At 70.7% G+C, this 16,932-nt stretch carries 18 protein-coding genes; 14 read left to right on the top strand and 4 right to left on the bottom strand.

What is annotated here, in order from left to right; translation table 11 throughout:
• Positions 1 to 8: 8 nt before the first annotated feature.
• Positions 9 to 614 carry a pyridoxamine 5'-phosphate oxidase family protein gene (locus DEJ49_RS05735; protein WP_150182957.1) on the bottom strand — a complete coding sequence of 202 codons (606 nt, stop codon included), beginning with the start codon at positions 612 to 614 and terminating at the stop codon, positions 9 to 11.
• Between the two features lie 113 nt (positions 615 to 727).
• On the opposite strand from DEJ49_RS05735, the gene argH reads away from it, so the two are divergent.
• The 4 genes from argH to DEJ49_RS05715 all read left to right on the top strand — a co-directional run bounded on the left by argH (position 728) and on the right by DEJ49_RS05715 (position 5,359).
• Positions 728 to 2,158, top strand: a complete 1,431-nt coding sequence (argH, locus tag DEJ49_RS05730; RefSeq protein WP_150182955.1) for an argininosuccinate lyase — start codon at positions 728 to 730, stop codon at positions 2,156 to 2,158.
• Between the two features lie 57 nt (positions 2,159 to 2,215).
• Positions 2,216 to 3,190, top strand: a complete 975-nt coding sequence (locus tag DEJ49_RS05725) for an aldo/keto reductase (RefSeq protein WP_150182953.1) — start codon at positions 2,216 to 2,218, stop codon at positions 3,188 to 3,190.
• Between the two features lie 79 nt (positions 3,191 to 3,269).
• A complete protein-coding gene (locus DEJ49_RS05720; RefSeq protein WP_223832733.1) occupies positions 3,270 to 3,821 on the top strand; it encodes a TetR/AcrR family transcriptional regulator in 552 nt (183 codons plus the stop codon).
• Positions 3,818 to 5,359, top strand: coding sequence for an MFS transporter (locus DEJ49_RS05715; protein WP_150182950.1), 1,542 nt, complete (start codon positions 3,818 to 3,820; stop codon positions 5,357 to 5,359). Before DEJ49_RS05720 ends, DEJ49_RS05715 begins: the two co-directional genes overlap by 4 nt.
• A gap of 269 nt (positions 5,360 to 5,628) precedes the next feature.
• Here the strand turns inward: DEJ49_RS05715 and DEJ49_RS05710 are convergent, their stop codons facing one another.
• Entirely contained in the window at positions 5,629 to 6,366 is a 738-nt protein-coding gene (locus tag DEJ49_RS05710) for a lysophospholipid acyltransferase family protein (protein ID WP_150182948.1), read from the bottom strand.
• A 318-nt stretch (positions 6,367 to 6,684) separates the two neighbouring features.
• Between DEJ49_RS05710 and DEJ49_RS05705 the strand changes: the two genes are divergently transcribed.
• The 3 genes from DEJ49_RS05705 to DEJ49_RS05695 all read left to right on the top strand — a co-directional run bounded on the left by DEJ49_RS05705 (position 6,685) and on the right by DEJ49_RS05695 (position 9,027).
• On the top strand, positions 6,685 to 7,875 hold the full coding sequence (locus DEJ49_RS05705; protein WP_150182946.1) for a glycerophosphodiester phosphodiesterase: 1,191 nt from the start codon (positions 6,685 to 6,687) through the stop codon (positions 7,873 to 7,875).
• A gap of 74 nt (positions 7,876 to 7,949) precedes the next feature.
• Positions 7,950 to 8,477 (top strand): sigma-70 family RNA polymerase sigma factor, encoded by a 528-nt coding sequence (locus DEJ49_RS05700; RefSeq protein ID WP_150182944.1) that lies wholly within the window; start codon positions 7,950 to 7,952, stop codon positions 8,475 to 8,477.
• A 37-nt stretch (positions 8,478 to 8,514) separates the two neighbouring features.
• On the top strand, positions 8,515 to 9,027 hold the full coding sequence (locus tag DEJ49_RS05695; RefSeq protein WP_150182943.1) for a GNAT family N-acetyltransferase: 513 nt from the start codon (positions 8,515 to 8,517) through the stop codon (positions 9,025 to 9,027).
• Here the strand turns inward: DEJ49_RS05695 and DEJ49_RS05690 are convergent.
• Both DEJ49_RS05690 and DEJ49_RS05685 read right to left on the bottom strand, forming a co-directional pair.
• Entirely contained in the window at positions 9,024 to 9,470 is a 447-nt protein-coding gene (locus tag DEJ49_RS05690; RefSeq protein ID WP_223832732.1) for a hypothetical protein, read from the bottom strand. The genes DEJ49_RS05695 and DEJ49_RS05690 overlap by 4 nt on opposite strands.
• A 1-nt stretch (position 9,471) precedes the next feature.
• On the bottom strand, positions 9,472 to 9,831 hold the full coding sequence (locus tag DEJ49_RS05685; RefSeq protein WP_150182941.1) for a hypothetical protein: 360 nt from the start codon (positions 9,829 to 9,831) through the stop codon (positions 9,472 to 9,474).
• A gap of 92 nt (positions 9,832 to 9,923) precedes the next feature.
• Here DEJ49_RS05685 and DEJ49_RS05680 point away from each other — a divergent pair, with 92 nt between their 5' ends.
• From DEJ49_RS05680 to cbiE, 7 genes are all read left to right on the top strand, one after another.
• Complete coding sequence (locus DEJ49_RS05680) at positions 9,924 to 10,580, top strand: HAD family hydrolase (protein WP_150182939.1); 657 nt, start codon at positions 9,924 to 9,926, stop codon at positions 10,578 to 10,580.
• A gap of 419 nt (positions 10,581 to 10,999) precedes the next feature.
• Positions 11,000 to 12,058, top strand: a complete 1,059-nt coding sequence (locus tag DEJ49_RS05675; protein WP_150182937.1) for a methionine ABC transporter ATP-binding protein — start codon at positions 11,000 to 11,002, stop codon at positions 12,056 to 12,058.
• Complete coding sequence (locus DEJ49_RS05670) at positions 12,055 to 12,801, top strand: methionine ABC transporter permease (protein WP_150182935.1); 747 nt, start codon at positions 12,055 to 12,057, stop codon at positions 12,799 to 12,801. The genes DEJ49_RS05675 and DEJ49_RS05670 overlap by 4 nt, the downstream gene beginning before the upstream one ends.
• 85 nt (positions 12,802 to 12,886) lie before the next feature.
• Positions 12,887 to 13,723 (top strand): MetQ/NlpA family ABC transporter substrate-binding protein, encoded by an 837-nt coding sequence (locus tag DEJ49_RS05665; RefSeq protein ID WP_150182933.1) that lies wholly within the window; start codon positions 12,887 to 12,889, stop codon positions 13,721 to 13,723.
• A gap of 2 nt (positions 13,724 to 13,725) precedes the next feature.
• Positions 13,726 to 14,541 (top strand): MetQ/NlpA family ABC transporter substrate-binding protein, encoded by an 816-nt coding sequence (locus tag DEJ49_RS05660; RefSeq protein WP_150182931.1) that lies wholly within the window; start codon positions 13,726 to 13,728, stop codon positions 14,539 to 14,541.
• A gap of 141 nt (positions 14,542 to 14,682) precedes the next feature.
• On the top strand, positions 14,683 to 15,366 hold the full coding sequence (locus DEJ49_RS05655) for a GNAT family N-acetyltransferase (protein WP_150188060.1): 684 nt from the start codon (positions 14,683 to 14,685) through the stop codon (positions 15,364 to 15,366).
• 105 nt (positions 15,367 to 15,471) lie between these two features.
• The gene (gene cbiE, locus DEJ49_RS05650) at positions 15,472 to 16,686 is read left to right on the top strand and encodes a precorrin-6y C5,15-methyltransferase (decarboxylating) subunit CbiE (RefSeq protein WP_150182930.1); all 1,215 of its coding nucleotides are present in this window, start codon (positions 15,472 to 15,474) and stop codon (positions 16,684 to 16,686) included.
• The last annotated feature ends 246 nt before the right edge of the window (positions 16,687 to 16,932 follow it).

The following is a 16,932-nucleotide window of genomic DNA, read 5'->3' as shown; positions in this document are numbered from 1 at the left end:
TGTGGTCGCTACACGGAGGGTTCGGCCGGGGCGGGGGTGGGCGGCAGGGGGAGGGGGAGGCCGGGAAGCCCGTCGATGCTCTGCGCGATGTGGTCCTTCTTGGCGAAGTACGCGCTGAGCGACACGTCGTCCTCGCGCGCGAACCGCTTGCCGTGCAGGTCGCGGTCCTCGTCGTATGTCGTGAAGGGCACCCCGTACCCGCAGGTGTCGCGGATGAGGTCGGCCGTCACGACGATGACGGCGCGCAGCCCGTGCGGGGCCGGATCGATGCCCGGGAAGTGGCCGAGGAGCTCCGTGAAGCGCGGGTCGTCGCGGAAGACGGGCTCACCGCGGCCGTGCACCCGCACGATGTTCGGCGGTCCCTGGAAGGCGCACCACATCAGCGTGATGCGGCCGTTCTCCCTCAGATGGGCGACGGTCTCGGCGTTGCTGCCCGCGAAGTCCAGGTAGGCGACCGTCCGTTCGTCGACCACCGCGAAGGAGCCCTTGAGGCCCTTGGGGGAGAGGTTGATCGTGCCGTCGCCGGCGAGGGGCGCGGTCGCCGTGAAGAACATGGGCTGTTCCTCGATGAAGGTGCGGAGCCTGCCGTCTATGCGGTCGTGTGTCTTTCCCATGTCCGAAGACTATGCTCGCGCCGTCGTCGAGTTGACGAAACATACGAACCTTTGCATAATCATGCACAGCAGTGGATGGTTGCACCAGCGGACAGCCTTGAGGAGCACGTGCAGTGAGCAGCAACAACGGCGGTGACGTCCGGCTCTGGGGCGGACGGTTCGCCGACGGACCCGCGGAGGCCCTCGCGAAGCTGTCGGCATCGGTCCACTTCGACTGGCGCCTCGCCCCGTACGACATCGCCGGATCCCGCGCCCACGCGCGCGTGCTCCACACGGCGGGCCTGCTGACCGAGGACGAGCTGACCGGCATGCTGGACGGACTCGACCGGCTCGAAGCCGACGTCGCCGACGGCTCGTTCGTCGGCACCATCGCCGACGAGGACGTCCACACCGCCCTGGAGCGCGGCCTGCTGGAGCGGCTCGGCCCGGACCTCGGCGGCAAGCTGCGGGCCGGCCGGTCCCGCAACGACCAGGTGGCGACGCTCTTCCGGATGTACCTGCGCGACCACGCCCGCATCATCGGCGGCCTCCTCGCCGAACTCCAGGGCGCGCTCGTCGGCCTCGCCGAGGCGCATCCCGACGTCGCCATGCCGGGCCGCACGCACCTGCAGCACGCCCAGCCGGTCCTCTTCGCGCACCACGTCCTCGCGCACGTCCAGTCCCTGTCCCGGGATGCCGAGCGGCTGCGGCAGTGGGACGCGCGGACGGCCGTGTCGCCATACGGCTCCGGCGCGCTCGCGGGCTCCTCGCTCGGCCTCGACCCGGAAGCGGTCGCCAAGGACCTCGGGTTCGAGCACGGCTCGTCGGCCAACTCCATCGACGGGACGGCCTCGCGCGACTTCGTCGCGGAGTTCGCCTTCATCACCGCCATGATCGGCGTGAACCTCTCCCGGATCGCCGAGGAGGTCATCATCTGGAACACGAAGGAGTTCTCCTTCGTCACCCTCCACGACGCGTTCTCGACCGGCTCGTCGATCATGCCGCAGAAGAAGAACCCGGATATCGCCGAGCTGGCGCGGGGCAAGTCCGGCCGCCTCATCGGCAACCTGACGGGCCTCCTCGCCACCCTCAAGGCCCTGCCGCTCGCGTACAACCGCGACCTCCAGGAGGACAAGGAGCCGGTCTTCGACTCCTGCGACCAGCTGGAGATCCTGCTGCCCGCCTTCACCGGCATGATGGCGACGCTCACCGTCCACCGCGAGCGCATGGAGGAGCTGGCCCCGGCCGGCTTCTCGCTCGCCACCGACATCGCCGAGTGGCTCGTCAAGCAGGGCGTGCCGTTCCGTGTCGCGCACGAGGTCGCGGGTGAGTGCGTGAAGGTCGCCGAGGCCGAGGGCAAGGAGCTCGACGACCTCACCGACGACCAGTTCGCGAAGATCTCCGCGCACCTCACGCCCGAGGTGCGCACCGTCCTCAACGTGCCGGGCGCGCTCGCCTCCCGCAACGGCCGCGGCGGCACCGCCCCCTCGGCCGTCGCCGACCAGCTCGCCGACGTCAAGGCGGACCTGTCGGTCCAGAAGGAGTGGGCGGGCGCCCGCAAGTGACGAGAGGGCGTCGCGGGTTACGTTGGCGGGGAGATCCCCTACAACGAGGAGCCCGCGATGCCCTTCGCCAGGCTGGCCGCAGCCACGACCCCGACCGCGCACCTGGGGCTCGGTCTCGCCGCCGTCGGCAGGCCCGGTTACATCACGCTGGGCCGCGACACCGACCTGCCGCACGCCCGCACCGTCGAGGCCCTGCGCGAACGCACCTTCGAACTCCTCGACGCCGCCTACGCGTCGGGGGTCCGCTACATCGACGCGGCCCGCTCGTACGGCCGCTCCGAGGAATTCCTCGGCGACTGGCTGACGTCCAGGCCGGACATCCGTGACGTCGTCATCGGCAGCAAGTGGGGCTACACGTACACGGCGGACTGGCGCACCGACGCCGAGGGCCCGCACGAGGTCAAGGACCACAGCCCGGCGGCGTACGACCGGCAGCGCGCCGAGACCGCCGAGCTCCTCGGCGACCGGCTCGACCTCTACCAGGTGCACTCCGTGACGCCCGAGAGCCCCGCGCTCACCGACAAGGAACTCCACGCCCGCCTCGCCGCGCTCGCGGCGGAGGGCGTCACCGTCGGCCTCTCCGTCAGCGGCCCCCAGCAGGCCGCGGCGATCCGCGCCGCCCTCGACGTGACCGTCGACGGCGAGCCGCTCTTCCGCACCGTCCAGGCGACGTACAACATCCTGGAGACCTCCGCGGGCCGCGCGCTCGCCGAGGCGCACGACGCGGGCCTCACCGTGCTCGTCAAGGAGGGCCTGGCCAACGGCCGCCTCGCCGACCCGTACGCGCCCACCGCGCTGCGCGAGGTCGCCGAGGAGACGGGCCTCGGCTGCGACGCGGTGGCGCTCGCCGTCCTCCTGGCCGAACCGTGGGCGGGCGTCGTCCTCTCCGGCGCGGCCACGTCGGCCCAGCTGGTCTCCAACCTCCACGCCGCGGCCGTCGACCTCGACGCCGGTCAGGTGGAACGGCTGGTGGGACTGGCGCAGGACCCGGCGGCGTACTGGGAGGGGCGCGCGCGGCTGCCCTGGAACTGAGGGGGCGGAGCGGGACGAGGGAAGGCCACCGCGAGAAACCCGTGAGACATGAATGTCTCACGCGGCTTATGCTTGTCTCATGTCAGTCGATCGCGACCAGGTCCTGCGCAGCGCCGCCGCCCTGCTCACCCGCAAAGCCACCTCCACCATGGACGAGGTCGCCCGTGCCGCGGGCATCAGCAGGGCGACCCTCCACCGCCACTTCGCGGGCCGCGACGCGCTCGTGCGTGCCCTCGAAGACCTCGGCCTCCAGGAGTGCGAGGCCGCCCTCGTCCGCGCCCGGCTCGACGACGACGGCGCCGGGGACGCGCTGCGGCGCCTGGTGAAGGAGATCGAACCCGCCGCGGGCCTGCTCGCGTTCCTCTACACCGAGAACCAGCTCTTCGAGGGCGACGCGCAGAACGACGGCTGGTCCCACATCGACGACCGGCTCGCCGCCCTCTTCCGGCGTGGTCAGGAGAACGGCGAGTTCCGTATCGACCTGACACCCGTCTGGCTCACCGAGGCGTTCTACGGCCTCATCGGCTCCGGCGCGTGGGCCGTCCAGGACGGCCGGGTGGCCGCCAACGACTTCTCGTACATGATCGCCGAGCTGCTGATCGGCGGCGCACAGCGGAGAGTGGAATCATGACCAGCACCCACAAGGAGGCCGCGGCACCCGAGATCGAGCGCAGCCCCGGCCGCTGGCTCGCCCTCGCCGTGCTCGCGCTGGCCGTGCTCCTCGTCGCCGTCGACGCGACCGTCCTCGGCCTGGCGACGCCGTACATCAGCGAAGACCTCAAGCCCTCCGGCACCCAGCTCCTCTGGATCGGCGACGTCTACTCGTTCGTCATCGCGGGTCTGCTCGTCTCCATGGGCAGCCTCGGCGACCGCATCGGCCGCAAGAAGCTGCTGCTCACCGGAGCGGTCGCCTTCGGCGCGGTGTCGGTCCTGAACTCCTACGCCACCAGTCCCGAGATGATGATCGTGGCCCGCGCGCTGCTCGGGGTCGCGGGCGCGACGCTGATGCCGTCGACGCTGGCGCTGATCCGCAACATCTTCCACGACCCGCGCGAACGCAGCCTCGCTGTCGGCATCTGGGGCGCCATGGCGTCCGCGGGCGCCGCGGTCGGTCCCGTCGTCGGCGGCTTCCTGCTCGAACACTTCTGGTGGGGCTCGGTCTTCCTCATCAACCTGCCCGTGATGGCCGTGCTCGTCCTGGTCGGCATCAAGTTCCTGCCCGAGTCCAAGAACCCGGCGCCGGGCCCCTGGGACCTGGTCAGCGTCGTGCTCTCCCTCATCGGCATGATCGCTGTCGTGTACGCCATCAAGGAGGCGGCCGCGCACGGGATGCGCTGGGACGTCGCCGCGGCGGCGGTCGTCGGCGTCGCCGCGCTCGTCTGGTTCGTACGCCGCCAACTCACGCTCTCCGCGCCGCTCCTGGACATGCGGCTCTTCCGCAACCGCGGGTTCTCCGGGGCGGTCCTCGCCGACCTGCTGACCGTCCTCGGCCTCTCCGGCCTGGTCTTCTTCCTCTCCCAGTTCCTGCAGCTCGTACAGGGGCGACGGCCGTTCGAGGCGGGCCTGGCCGAACTGCCCGCGGCGGTGGGCGCGGTGGGGGCGGGCCTGATCGCGGGCATGGTGGCCCGCCGCTTCTCGGTACGCATCGTGGTGGCCGGCGGCCTGGCGGCGGTGGGCCTGTCCCTCGCGGTACTCACGGCACTCGACCAGAGCACGGGCTATCCGCTCCTGGGAGCGGCGCTCCTGGTGGTGGGCATCGGCGCGGGCTTCTCCTTCACCGTCACCGCCGACGTCATCCTGTCCAGCGTCCCCAAGGAGCAGGCGGGCGCGGCGTCCGCGGTCTCCGAGACGGCGTACGAGCTGGGCGCGGCGCTCGGCATCGCGCTGCTCGGTTCCATCGTCACCGGCGTCTACCGCGACTTCACCGCGCCGCCGGGTACGCCGGCTGACGTGGCGTCGGCGGCGCACGAGTCGCTGGGCGGCGCGGTGGAATCCTCGGCGTCCCTTCCTTCCGCCCAGGCGGACGTCCTCCTCCACTCCGCCCAGTCGGCCTTCGTCGACGGCCTGCGCCTGGCGGCGGGCGTCGGCGCGGGGGTCCTCCTCGCCACGGCGGCGGCGGCGTGGTTCCTCCTGAAACACCAGAAACTGGAGGACGGCGTGGAGCACTAGGGTCCCCGGGGGTGGGCTTTCGGGTGCGGGCCGGTGGGGGCTGATCGCGCAGTTCCCCGCGCCCCTAACGGGGCACGACCCGCACCGAACAACCGACGCGCGGTGGCACTCAGGGGCGCGGGGAACTGCGCGACCAGCCCCCACCGGCCCGCGGTCAAAGCCACCGGCACCCCCGCGAAGCGGCGAGGAAACGCGAACGCCCGCCCCGGCGCAGGGGGAAGAGACCCCAGCCCCGGTGCGGGCGCACCGTAAAAACCGTTACCCAGCGGCTACGCCGCTTTCGCCTTCGTGGCGTACATGTCCACATACTCCTGCCCCGACAGCAACATGACCTCCGTCATCACGGAGTCCGTCACCGCCCGCAGCACATACCGGTCCCGGTCCATCCCGTCGTACCGCGAGAACTCCATCGCCTCGCCGAAGCGGACCGTCACCTTCCCCGGCCGGGGAAGCCCCTTGCCGCCCGGCTGGAGCTTGTCCGTGCCGATCATCGCGAAGGGGACGACGGGCGCGCCCGTCATGAGGGTGAGCCGGGCGATGCCCGTACGACCCCGGTACAGCCGCCCGTCGGGCGAACGCGTGCCCTCGGGGTAGATGCCGAACACCTTGCCGTCGTCCAGGATCCGCCGCCCCGTCATGAGCGCCGCGACACCTCCGCGCCCACCGTCACGGTCCACGGGAATCATGCCGACGCCCGTGAAGAACCACGCCATGAGGCGGCCCTTGAGGCCCTTGCCGGTGACGTACTCGTCCTTGCCGATGAAGAACACCGGACGGTTGGTGACCAGCGGCAGGATCATCGAGTCGATGAACGTGAGGTGGTTTCCGGCCAGAATGACGGGGCCGGTCCCCGGGATGTTCTCGGCGCCTTCTACCCGTGGGCGGAACATCAGGCGCAAGAACGGTCCGAGCACTGCCTTGATGAGCGCTAGACGGGACAACAGGCCCTCCGGTGTCAACGGGTCGACGACGAGTAAGTGCAGGTGAGTACGGTACTCGCGGGTCACCGCCCTTTGCACATCGGGTTCATGGACCCGATACACAGTGTTGACCTGATTCTGTGCCGTGTTGCCCGGGGTTGTCGCCTGTGTGACGACCGTATCCCCCTGGGGCGGGTGTGGCCCGAAGTAGTGGTCCTTGTCACGCGCACACTTCGCTCAGCGTGGCGGCCCCCGAACACGCGCCGCAACGCCCATCGTGCGCCCACTCGCCACGCCGCGTCATCCCGCCGTTCCCTCCAGGGTCTCCCACACGTCACTCGCGGCCACCTACGATCAGTCCCGCTTTGTCAGGTGCAAGGCAGCGAGACATCGGGAGGAGCGCCAATGGCGACGCAGGATTCGGGTCAGCAGCAGCCGGGGACGAGCCCGGGGCGCCGCGCGCTACTGGGAGCGGCGATCGCCGGTGCGGGCGCCGCCGCGGTCGGACTGCCCGGCGTGGCGAGAGCCGGCGAGCGGCACGGCGGTGGACACGGCGGGCACGGCGGACATGGCGGATATACGTCCCTGCCCGTACCGACCGTCGTCGCGCACCGCGGCACCAGCGGCTATCGGCCGGAACACACCCTCGGCTCGTACCAGCTCGCCCTCGACATGGGCGCACACGTCATCGAGCAGGACGTGGTGCCGACCAAGGACGGCCACCTCGTCTGCCGTCACGAGAACGACATCACCGCGACGACGGACGTCTCGGCGCACCCCGAGTTCGCGTCCCGCAAGACCACCAAGTCCGTGGACGGCACCTCGCTCACCGGCTGGTTCACCGAGGACTTCACGCTCGCCGAGCTGAAGACGCTGCGCGCCAAGGAGCGCATCCCCGGCACCCGCCAGCGCAACACCCTCTACGACGGCCGCTGGGACGTGCCCACCCTCGAAGAGGTCTTCCGGTGGGCCGAGAAGGAGGGCCGCAAGCGCGGCAAGCCCGTCTGGCTGCACATCGAGACCAAGCACCCCACCTACTTCCGCAAGCTGGGCCTCGGCCTGGAGGAGCCCCTCGCCAAGCTCCTGCGCCGCTACGGCCGCCACAAGAAGAACTCGCCGAACTTCCTCCAGTCCTTCGAGCCCAGCAGCATCCAGCGCCTGGCCAAGCTGGTCTCCGCGCCGCGCGTCGTGCTCCTGTCCACCGCGAACTCCCGCCCCTGGGACTTCGTCGAGGCGAACGACCCGCGCACCGTCGCCGACCTGATCACGCCCAAGGGCCTGCGCTGGATGGCCGGCTTCGCCCAGGGCATCGGCCCGACCCTCGACCTGGTCATCCCGCGCAAGGCCGACGGCAGCCTCGGCACCCCGACCACACTGGTCAGGGACGCGCACGCGGCGGACCTGATCCTGCACCCGTACACGATGCGCAACGAGAACACCTTCCTGCCCACGAACTTCAGGAAGGGCACCGACCCGACGGCCTACGGCGACGCCTTCGGCGCCTTCAAGGCGTACTTCGAGACGGGCATCGACGGGATCTTCTCCGACAACTGCGACACCGCCCTGCTCGCGGCCGCGGACTTCGTCAACCGCTGAGGTATGGGCCCCGGTTGGGGTGAGACACGGCCGCTCCGGAAACCTCGCGCCGGAGCGGCCGCGTCCCGCCGTGCATGACGTACGACCCCATCCCCACGCTCATCCCCGCCCTGCGCCCGCTGCTCGCCGCCGAGGCGTCCGCGGAGGCGCTCGGCTCCGGCACGGACCCCGGCGACCTCGAACAGGCCGTCTGGCTCCGCCTCCTGGAGCGCCTGGAGTCCGACGGACCGCCCGCCGACCCCGCGCTGTGGCTGCGCGGCGCCGTGGAGGCCGAGGCGCTCCTCACCCGGCGCAGGGGCCGTCAGGAAGCGGCGTACGCCACCGAACCCGCGGACGACACCGAGCGCGGCCCGGAGGAGCGCGCCCTGTCCGCCGACCGGAACCGCATCCTGCACGCCGCCGTGCGCAGGCTGCCCGGACGCTGCCCCGGCCTCATGGCCGCACTGCTGTCCCCCAAGGACCTCACCTACCGCGAAATCGCAGGAGAGTTGGGAATGTCACAGGGGAGTCTGGGGCCGGAACGTTCCCGTTGCCTGGGATGCCTGCGCAGAATGCTGGCGGCGGAGGTTGCGGCTCCTGCACCGTGGGGAATGGAGCGTTAGACAACCGGTGGAGCAGGTGAGCGGGAGGCATGCACACATGGGCATGAGCGTGACCATCTCGGTGGCGGCGGCGGACGACCAGGACGCCGTCGAGCAGATCCTCAAACTGCAGTACCTCTGCTACCAGAGCGAGGCCGCGATCTACGGCGACTACTCGATCGAACCCCTGACGCAGTCCCTGGAGTCCCTCAGGGGCGAACTGGCCGCGGGCACCGTCCTCGTCGCCCGGCTCGGCACCGAGGTGGTGGCGTCCGTGCGCGGCACGGTCGACGCCGACGGTACGGCGCACATCGGCAAGCTCATCGTCCACCCCAGGATGCAGCGCCACGGCCTGGGCGGCCGCCTCCTCGACGCGATCGAGCACCGGCTCGGGGACGGGGGCACGGCCAAGTGCTTCCAGCTCTCCGCCGGTCACCGCAGCGAGCAGAACCTCCAGCTCTACCGCAAGCACGGGTACGCGCCGGTGAGCACCCAGCACGTGAACGACCGGCTCACGGTGCTGACGTTCGCGAAGGAGGCGGCCGCGGGGACGTACGTGGCCAGCGCCTAACGTTCCGCCGAAGCCTTCCGCGCCCGGTTGAGCCAGAAGATCGCCGTCACCGGCAGGATCACCGGGATGAAGAGGTAGCCCATCCCGAAGTCCGACCACACCGTGGCGTCCGGGAACGCGGACGGCTCCACCAGCGTCCACGTGCCCACGCCGAGCACGCCCACCAGCTCGGCGGCGCAGCACACCAGCGCCGCCGTGCGGGCCGTGGAGCCGCCGCGCACCAGCGAGTACGTGATGAAGCCGTAGACGAGGCCCGCGACCGCGGACAGCGAGTACGCGAGCGGGGCCTTGTCGAAGTCCGTGGAGATCTGCACGGCCGAGCGGGACACGGCGCCGACCACCATCACGCCGTACAGCCACACCAGCAGGATGCCGGGCCCCGTGATGAGCTTCTGGCGGGTCCCGGGGGACTCGGGGGTCTCGCTCTCTCCGGTCACCGTCACCTCAGCCTCCCCAGATGTCGTAGAGCCGCACTTCGAGCACGGCGAGGACCACGCCGCCCGCGGCGACCGTCAGGGAGCCCCAGCGGGTGCGCTCGGCGAGGGACATGAAACCGGCCGCGGGCACACAGGCGAACGCGCCGATCAGATACGCCACGAAGATCGTCGTGCCCTGGTCCGCGTGCTCGCCGCGCGCGAGCTGGACGATGCCGGCGATCAGCTGGACGGCGGCCAGGAGGGTCACGACACCCATCCCGATGAAGTGCCAGTCCTTGGTCGGCTGGTCGCGGTAAGCGGCGAAACCGCACCATGCGGCGAGGGCGAGCGCGGCCACGGAGACCGCGATCGTCAGGGCAACAAGCATGTCCGTGACTTTATTACGGGGCCTTCGGCCCGGTGCGCGCGGCCCTCGGCCCGTTGCACGGCCCCCGGAGGCGCCCCGTAGGCTCGATGGTCATGAAGATCCACGCTGACGCGCTCCTGTTCGACAACGACGGCACCCTCGTCTCCTCCCTGGAGTCGGTGTACCGCTGCTGGTCGCGGTGGGCACAGGAGTACGGGATCACCGCCGAGGAGTTCGCCGCGGTCGAGCTGCACGGGCGGCCCGCCGCCGAGATCGCCGCCGACCTGCTGCCGCCGGAGAAGCTCGCCGAGGCCGTCGCCCGCATCGATGAGCTGGAGGTCGCCGACGTCGCGGGCGGTGTCGTCCTGCTGCCCGGCACCCGCGAGCTCCTGGAGTCCCTGCCCGCCGACCGCTGGGCCGTGGTGACCTCCGCGACCCGCGCCCTGGGCGAGGCCAGGCTCGCCGAGGTCGGCCTGCGCCCCGGCCTCGTCATCGCCGCCGACGACATCACGCGCGGCAAGCCCGACCCGGAGCCCTTCCTCCTCGCCGCCGCCAAGCTCGGCGTCGACCCCGCGCGCTGCGTCGTCTTCGAGGACGCCCCCGCGGGTCTGCAGGCGGGCCGCGCCGCCGGCATGAAGACCGTGGCGTTGACCACAACCCACCCGGCGTCCGAGCTCTCCGGCGGCCTCGCCGACGTCGTCGTCAAGGACCTCTCCGCCGTGTCCGCGCAGGCCACGGAGGGCGGCGTGGAGATCGTCGTCGCCGACTGACCCGCCTGCCACCGGTGTCCGCGGCCGTCCCACCGCTGTCCGTATACCGGACAGCGGTGGTGGACAGCCACCTCACGCGTGTTTTACTTGGGCCCATGACCACGACGAGCAGCCGCACCCTTGCGACCGAGGCGATCACGACGCCCGGTGCTCGTTGTATGTGTCGAATGTGCGCCTTCTGAGGGCCCCCGCACCACTGAAGAGCCTCGCGCCCCGAAGCGAAGCCGCTGTGCCGCGCTCCTGACCGACGCAACCGTCGCACTCAACGGAGTCGACAAGTCGACGTAGGAAGCGAGCCTGCCCCGCGCACACGTCCTCCGGTTCCACCGCACCACCACCGCGAGAACCGTGCCGCGTTCCGAACGAATGCCCCGTGCCCGGCCACCCCGCGCCGCGCACTCGACAGTGACGGAAATCCTGTGATCACCACTTCCGGCCTCACCAAGGTCTACCGCTCACGCGGTCGTGAAGTAACCGCCCTCGACGGAGTCGACCTGCACGTCCGCGAGGGCGAGGTGTACGGCGTCATCGGCCAGTCCGGCGCCGGCAAGTCCTCCCTGATCCGCTGCGTCAACCTCCTGGAGCGCCCCACCTCCGGCACCGTGACCGTCGCCGGTCAGGACCTCACCGCCCTCGCGGGCCGCGGCCCCCGCGCCGGCAAGGAACTGCGCCGGGCCCGCAGCCGCATCGGCATGGTCTTCCAGCACTTCAACCTGCTGTCCTCGCGCACCGTGCAGGACAACGTCGAGCTGCCCCTGGAGATCCTCGGCCTCTCCGGCCAGGAGCGCTCCCGCAAGGCCCTCGAACTCCTCGACCTGGTCGGACTCGGCGACAAGGCCAAGTCCTACCCGGCCCAGCTCTCCGGCGGCCAGAAGCAGCGCGTCGGCATCGCCCGCGCCCTCGCAGGCGACCCGAAGGTGCTCCTCTCCGACGAGGCGACCAGCGCCCTCGACCCCGAGACCACCCGCTCCATCCTCCAGCTCCTGCGCGACCTCAACCAGCAGCTCGGCCTGACCGTCCTGCTCATCACGCACGAGATGGACGTCGTCAAGAGCGTCTGCGACTCCGCCGCCCTCATGGAGCGCGGACAGATCATCGAGTCCGGCACCGTCAGCGAGCTGCTCGCCACCCCCGGCTCCGAACTCGCCGCCGCGCTCTTCCCGGTCAGCGGCGAGGCCACAGGCGCCGACCGCACCGTCGTCGACGTGACGTTCCACGGCGAGGCCGCGACCCAGCCGGTCATCTCCCAGCTGTCGCGCACGTACAACATCGACATCTCGATCCTCGGCGCCGCGATGGACACCGTCGCGGGCAAGCAGGTCGGCCGCATGCGCATCGAGCTGCCGGGCCGCTTCGAGGAGAACGTCGTCCCCATCGGCTTCCTGCGCGAGCAGGGCCTCCAGGTCGACATCGCGGGCGAAGACGCGGCGCCCACGCCGAAGGACGCGACGCTGCTGGTCAAGGAAGGTGCCAAGTGACCTGGTCGGAGATGCAGCCCCTGCTGGAGCAGGCCTGTTGGGACACCCTCTACATGGTGGGCTGGTCGACGCTGATAGCCGTCGTGGCCGGACTGCCGCTCGGCGTCCTGCTCGTCCTCACCGAGCGCGGCGGACTGCTGCAGAACGCCTTCCTCAACAAGGTCATCGGGCAGATCGTGAACATCGCCCGCTCGATGCCCTTCATCATCCTGATGGTCGCCCTGATGGGCTTCACGCGGTGGATCACCGGCACCACGATCGGCCGCGAGGCCGCCCTCGTGCCGCTCGCCGTCGGCGCCATCCCGTTCTTCGCGCGCCTGGTCGAGACCTCCATCCGTGAGGTCGACGGCGGGCTCGTCGAGGCCGTGCAGTCGATGGGCGGCTCCACCTGGACCGTCGTGCGCAAGGTCCTCGTCCCCGAGTCGCTGCCCTCGCTGATCTCGGGCGCCACCACCACGATCGTCGCCCTCATCGGCTACTCCGCCATGGCGGGCACGGTCGGCGGCGGCGGCCTCGGCGACCTCGCCCTGCGCTACGGCTACCAGCGCTTCGAGACCGAGCTGATGTGGATCACCGTGGCGATCCTCGCCGTGGTCATCTCGATCATCCAGTTCGCGGGCGACTACGCGGCCCGCCGTCTGCACAAGCGCGGCGGCGGCTCGGCCCCGCTGCTGCTGTTCCGGCCGCTGCGGGGCGTACTGCCCGGCACCGCCGCCGCCGAATCGGTCACCAAGACCGGCTGACGCGACGGCCACCCGGCCCCACGGCCACCAGGACTTCCCCGCGCACCCCGCGGGGCTGCACCACCCATGGAGAAAGGCACTTTTCGTGCGTAACACCGCCAAGATCACCACCGCTGTCCTCGCCGCCGGAGCCCTCACCCTCGGACTCTCCGCCTGCGGCTCCGACAAGGGCTCCGGCGACAAGGACGGCCCGCTCGTCGTCGCCGCGACCCCGACGCCGCAGGGCCAGATCCTGGACTACGTCCAGAAGAACCTCGCCAAGAAGGCGGGCCTCGACCTCGAGGTGAAGGAATTCACCGACTACGTCACGCCGAACACGGCCGTGGAACAGGGCGAGGTCTTCGCCAACTACTTCCAGCACAAGCCGTACCTGGACGACTTCAACAAGAAGCGCGGCACCGACATCGTGCCCGTCCCGGGAGCCACGGTTCACCTGGAGCCGCTCGGCGTGTACTCGAAGAAGGTCAAGAAGCTCGGTGAGCTGGAGAAGGGCGCCACCATCGCCATTCCCAACGACACCACCAACGAGGCCCGCGCGCTCAAGCTGCTCGCGGACAACGGCATCATCGAGCTCAAGAAGGGCGTGGGCTACGAGGCCACCCCCAAGGACATCGCCAAGAACCCCAAGAACATCCAGTTCAAGGAGCTCGAAGCCCCCACGGTGCCCCGCACCCTGAGCGATGTCGACGCCGCGGTGATCAACGGCAACTACGCGCTGGAGGCCAAGCCCGCGCTCAGCCCCGCCAAGGACGCCCTCGTCGCCGAGCCCGCCAAGGGCAACCCCTACGGCAACTTCCTCGCCGTCAAGAAGGGCGATGAGAACGACCCGCGCGTGAAGAAGCTCGCCAAGCTCCTCACCTCGCCCGAGGTCAAGAAGTTCATCGACGAGAAGTACGACGGCGCCGTCGTCGCGGCGTTCTGACCGTGCGTACGTCCACCATCGCCGCCGCGGCGGGGACCCTGGCCCTCGCGCTCGGCCTCACCGCGTGCGGCGCGGACGACCGGAGCGACGGCGCGCTCGTGGTCGGCGCCACGCCGACCCCGGCCGGCGAGGTCCTCACGTACATCCAGCAGAACCTGGCGAAGAAGGAAGGGCTCGACCTCAAGATCACGGAGTTCACGGACTACGTCACGCCGAACACCGCGCTCCAAGAGGGCTCCCTCGACGCCAACCTGTACCAGCACACCCCGTACCTCGAAGACTTCAACAAGTCCAAGAAGACGGACCTCGTGCCGGTCACCGAGGTGTACCTGCCCCCCATGGGCGTGTACGCCAAGAAGATCAAGGACATCGCCGAGCTCCCCGCGGGAGCGACCGTCGGCGTCCCGAACGACACGACCAACGAGGGACGGGCACTCCAGCTGCTCGCCTCCAAGGGCCTCATCGGGCTCAAGAAGGGCGTCGGCGGCACCGCCACGCCCGAGGACATCACGTCCAACCCGAAGAAGCTCACCGTCAAGGCACTCGAACCCGCGCAGCTCCCGCGCTCGCTCGACGACCTCGACGCGGCGGTCATCAACAACAACTACGCGCTCGACGCCGACCTCAGCCCCAAGGAGGACGCCATCCTCCTGGAGTCGTCGAAGGGCAATCCCTACAACAACGTCCTCGCCGTCAAGAAGGGCGACAAGGACGACCCGCGGGTGCGCAAGCTCGCCAAACTGCTCCGCTCGCCCGAGGTGAAGAAGTTCATCGAGGACAAGTACAAGGGATCCGTCCTGCCCGTCGGGGCGGGCTGAACGGCCTCCCGCGCGCGTGACGCCGACGGGGTCCTCTCCGCCACCCGGAGAGGACCCCGTGGTGCGTCTGTGCCCGTGCATGCTGCATGCTGGGCACTTCAGAAGACCGAAAGGTGAAGGTCCTTCAGGTCTATGAAGGGTATGGAGCGGCGCATGACTACAGCCTCCTCGGGCACAGCGGGCACATCGGGGTTCCCCGACATCTCCATCAGCACGGAGCGGTTGGTGCTGCGCCCTCTCGAAGAGGCGGACGTCCCCGCGTACGCGGAGATGATGAACGACGAACTCGTCACGGCCTGGACCTCCGTGCCCCAGCCCTACACCGAGACCGTCGCACGCGACTGGATCGCCCACCGCGCCCCCGCCGAACGCTCCGAGGGCCGCGGCATCGTCCTCGCCGTCACCGAGTTCCTCACCCAGCGACTTGTCGGCATCATCCAACTCCGGTCCACCGACTGGCGGGTGCGCTCCACCGAGCTGAGTTACGTCGTCGCCCCCTGGGCCCGCGGCGAGGGGTACGCATCCGAGGCGGCGCTCGCCACCGCCCAATGGCTGTTCCACGACCAGAAGTTCGAACGCATCGAGCTGCGCACCGCCGCCGACAACACCGCCGCCCAGCAGGTCGCCCAGAAGATCGGCTGCATCAGCGAGGGCGTCCTGCGCGGCGCCTGGATAGCGCGCACGAGGAACGGCGGCGACCCGTTCGGCGGCTGGCTCGAGCTGCGCACCGACCTCATCGTGTGGAGCCTGCTCCCCGAAGACCTCGAAGGCGTCTCCGAGGCGCTCGCCGACAGCGGATTCTCCGCCTACTCCGACTGGAACTGACTCCGGTCACAGCGGGTACGCTCGCCCTGGTCCGGTGCCCTGCCCCACCCCCGCAGCCGCCGCCCCCGCACTGACGACCCGCGAGAACCCAGGAGACAGACGACGATGGCCGACCGGGTCACGGTGATCGGCTGGGACGGTACGCCGCTGACCGACGCGGCACGCTCCGCGCTCAGTGCCGCCACGCTCGTGGCGGGCGCCGCCCACCACCTGGCACTCGACGAGATCCCCGCCCGCGCCGAACGGATCCGCCTCGGCAGCGTCGGCCTCGCCGCCCGCCGCATCGCCGCCCACCGCGGCACCGCCGTCGTCCTGGCCGACGGCGACCCCGGCTTCTTCGGTGTCGTACGCACCCTGCGCGCCCCGGAATTCGGCCTGGAGGTCGAAGTGGTGCCCGCCGTCTCCTCCGTCGCCCAGGCCTTCGCCCGCGCGGGCATGCCGTGGGACGACGCCGAGGTCGTGGTCGCCCACCGCCGCACCCTGCGCCGCGCCGTGAACGTCTGCCGCGCCCACCCCAAGGTCGCCGTCCTCACCTCGCCCGGCGCCGGACCCGCCGAGCTCGGCCTGCTGCTCCAGGGCGTCCACCGCACCTTCGTGATCTGCGAGGAGCTCGGTACCGAACGCGAGCAGGTCTCCGTGGTCACCTCCGAGAAGGCCGCCGACCACAGCTGGCGCGACCCGAACGTCGTCATCGTCATCGGCGGCGCCGCCGCGGCCGCCGACACCGGCTGGATCATGGGCCGCGAACCCGGTGCGGCACCGCGCGGCTGGGCGCTGCCCGCCGCGGAGTACGGCGGCGACATCTGGCTCGGCGAGGGCGAGAGCGACCGGCTGCGGGCCGCGCAACTCGCCCGCCTGGGGCCGCGCGTGGGCGACCTCGTCTGGGACATCGGCTGCGGCAGCGGCGCCTTCACCGCCGAGGCGGCGCGGTTCGGCGCCGCGGTGATCGCGGTCGACAGCGACCCCGACGCCCTCGGCCGCACGACGGCCGCCGTCCGCCGCTTCGGCGTCCAGGCGCAGACCGTGCACGGCGTCGCGCCGCACGTCCTCGAAGACCTGCCCGAACCCGATGTCGTACGCGTCGGGGGCGGGGGAGCCGCGGTGGTCTCCGCGGTCGCCGACCGCCGTCCCGAGCGCATCGTGACCCACGCCGCGACACGCGACGCCGCCGAACTCATCGGCAGGGATCTGAGCGAGCACGGATACGCCGTCGAGTGCGCCCTCCTGCAATCCGTCGAGCTCGACACACGGGCCTGGCGCGAAGAGAAGCGGACCGTGGTGTTCCTGCTCTCGGGGCGGTTGCCCGACCGTTCCCCGTGACCCTGCCGGCGCGCGGTGCGGGGTAGGCTGGCCGATCGTTGTACTGCACCCGGGTGCCAAGCAGTTCGTTGGCCGATGTCCGGAAAGCTCGTCCGGTTTCGGGGGGTGTGTGGTACGGCATGACCGGAGGACGCGCAACGTGGCGCAGTCCACAGCGGGCCGTGGCCGATCAAGCTGCCACGGCGGCGGACGGACAGGGACAATGCCTGTTGTCCGGTGCGCGGTTCGTGCCGCGGGGCGCACACG

This window comes from Streptomyces venezuelae, from assembly GCF_008642335.1.
GTDB classification, from domain to species: Bacteria; Actinomycetota; Actinomycetes; order Streptomycetales; family Streptomycetaceae; genus Streptomyces; species Streptomyces venezuelae_F.
This window is presented reverse-complemented; position numbering and strand designations above follow the sequence as displayed.

What these genes read in the sequence shown, in the direction of transcription:
- DEJ49_RS05735 (WP_150182957.1), bottom strand. Translation starts at nt 614, where the DNA reads ATGGGAAAGACACACGACCGCATAGACGGCAGGCTCCGCACCTTCATC.
- DEJ49_RS05725 (WP_150182953.1), top strand. Translation starts at nt 2,216, where the DNA reads ATGCCCTTCGCCAGGCTGGCCGCAGCCACGACCCCGACCGCGCACCTG.
- DEJ49_RS05720 (WP_223832733.1), top strand. Translation starts at nt 3,270, where the DNA reads ATGTCAGTCGATCGCGACCAGGTCCTGCGCAGCGCCGCCGCCCTGCTC.
- DEJ49_RS05715 (WP_150182950.1), top strand. Translation starts at nt 3,818, where the DNA reads ATGACCAGCACCCACAAGGAGGCCGCGGCACCCGAGATCGAGCGCAGC.
- DEJ49_RS05705 (WP_150182946.1), top strand. Translation starts at nt 6,685, where the DNA reads ATGGCGACGCAGGATTCGGGTCAGCAGCAGCCGGGGACGAGCCCGGGG.
- DEJ49_RS05700 (WP_150182944.1), top strand. Translation starts at nt 7,950, where the DNA reads ATGACGTACGACCCCATCCCCACGCTCATCCCCGCCCTGCGCCCGCTG.
- DEJ49_RS05695 (WP_150182943.1), top strand. Translation starts at nt 8,515, where the DNA reads ATGGGCATGAGCGTGACCATCTCGGTGGCGGCGGCGGACGACCAGGAC.
- DEJ49_RS05685 (WP_150182941.1), bottom strand. Translation starts at nt 9,831, where the DNA reads ATGCTTGTTGCCCTGACGATCGCGGTCTCCGTGGCCGCGCTCGCCCTC.
- DEJ49_RS05680 (WP_150182939.1), top strand. Translation starts at nt 9,924, where the DNA reads ATGAAGATCCACGCTGACGCGCTCCTGTTCGACAACGACGGCACCCTC.
- DEJ49_RS05655 (WP_150188060.1), top strand. Translation starts at nt 14,683, where the DNA reads ATGGAGCGGCGCATGACTACAGCCTCCTCGGGCACAGCGGGCACATCG.
- cbiE (WP_150182930.1), top strand. Translation starts at nt 15,472, where the DNA reads ATGGCCGACCGGGTCACGGTGATCGGCTGGGACGGTACGCCGCTGACC.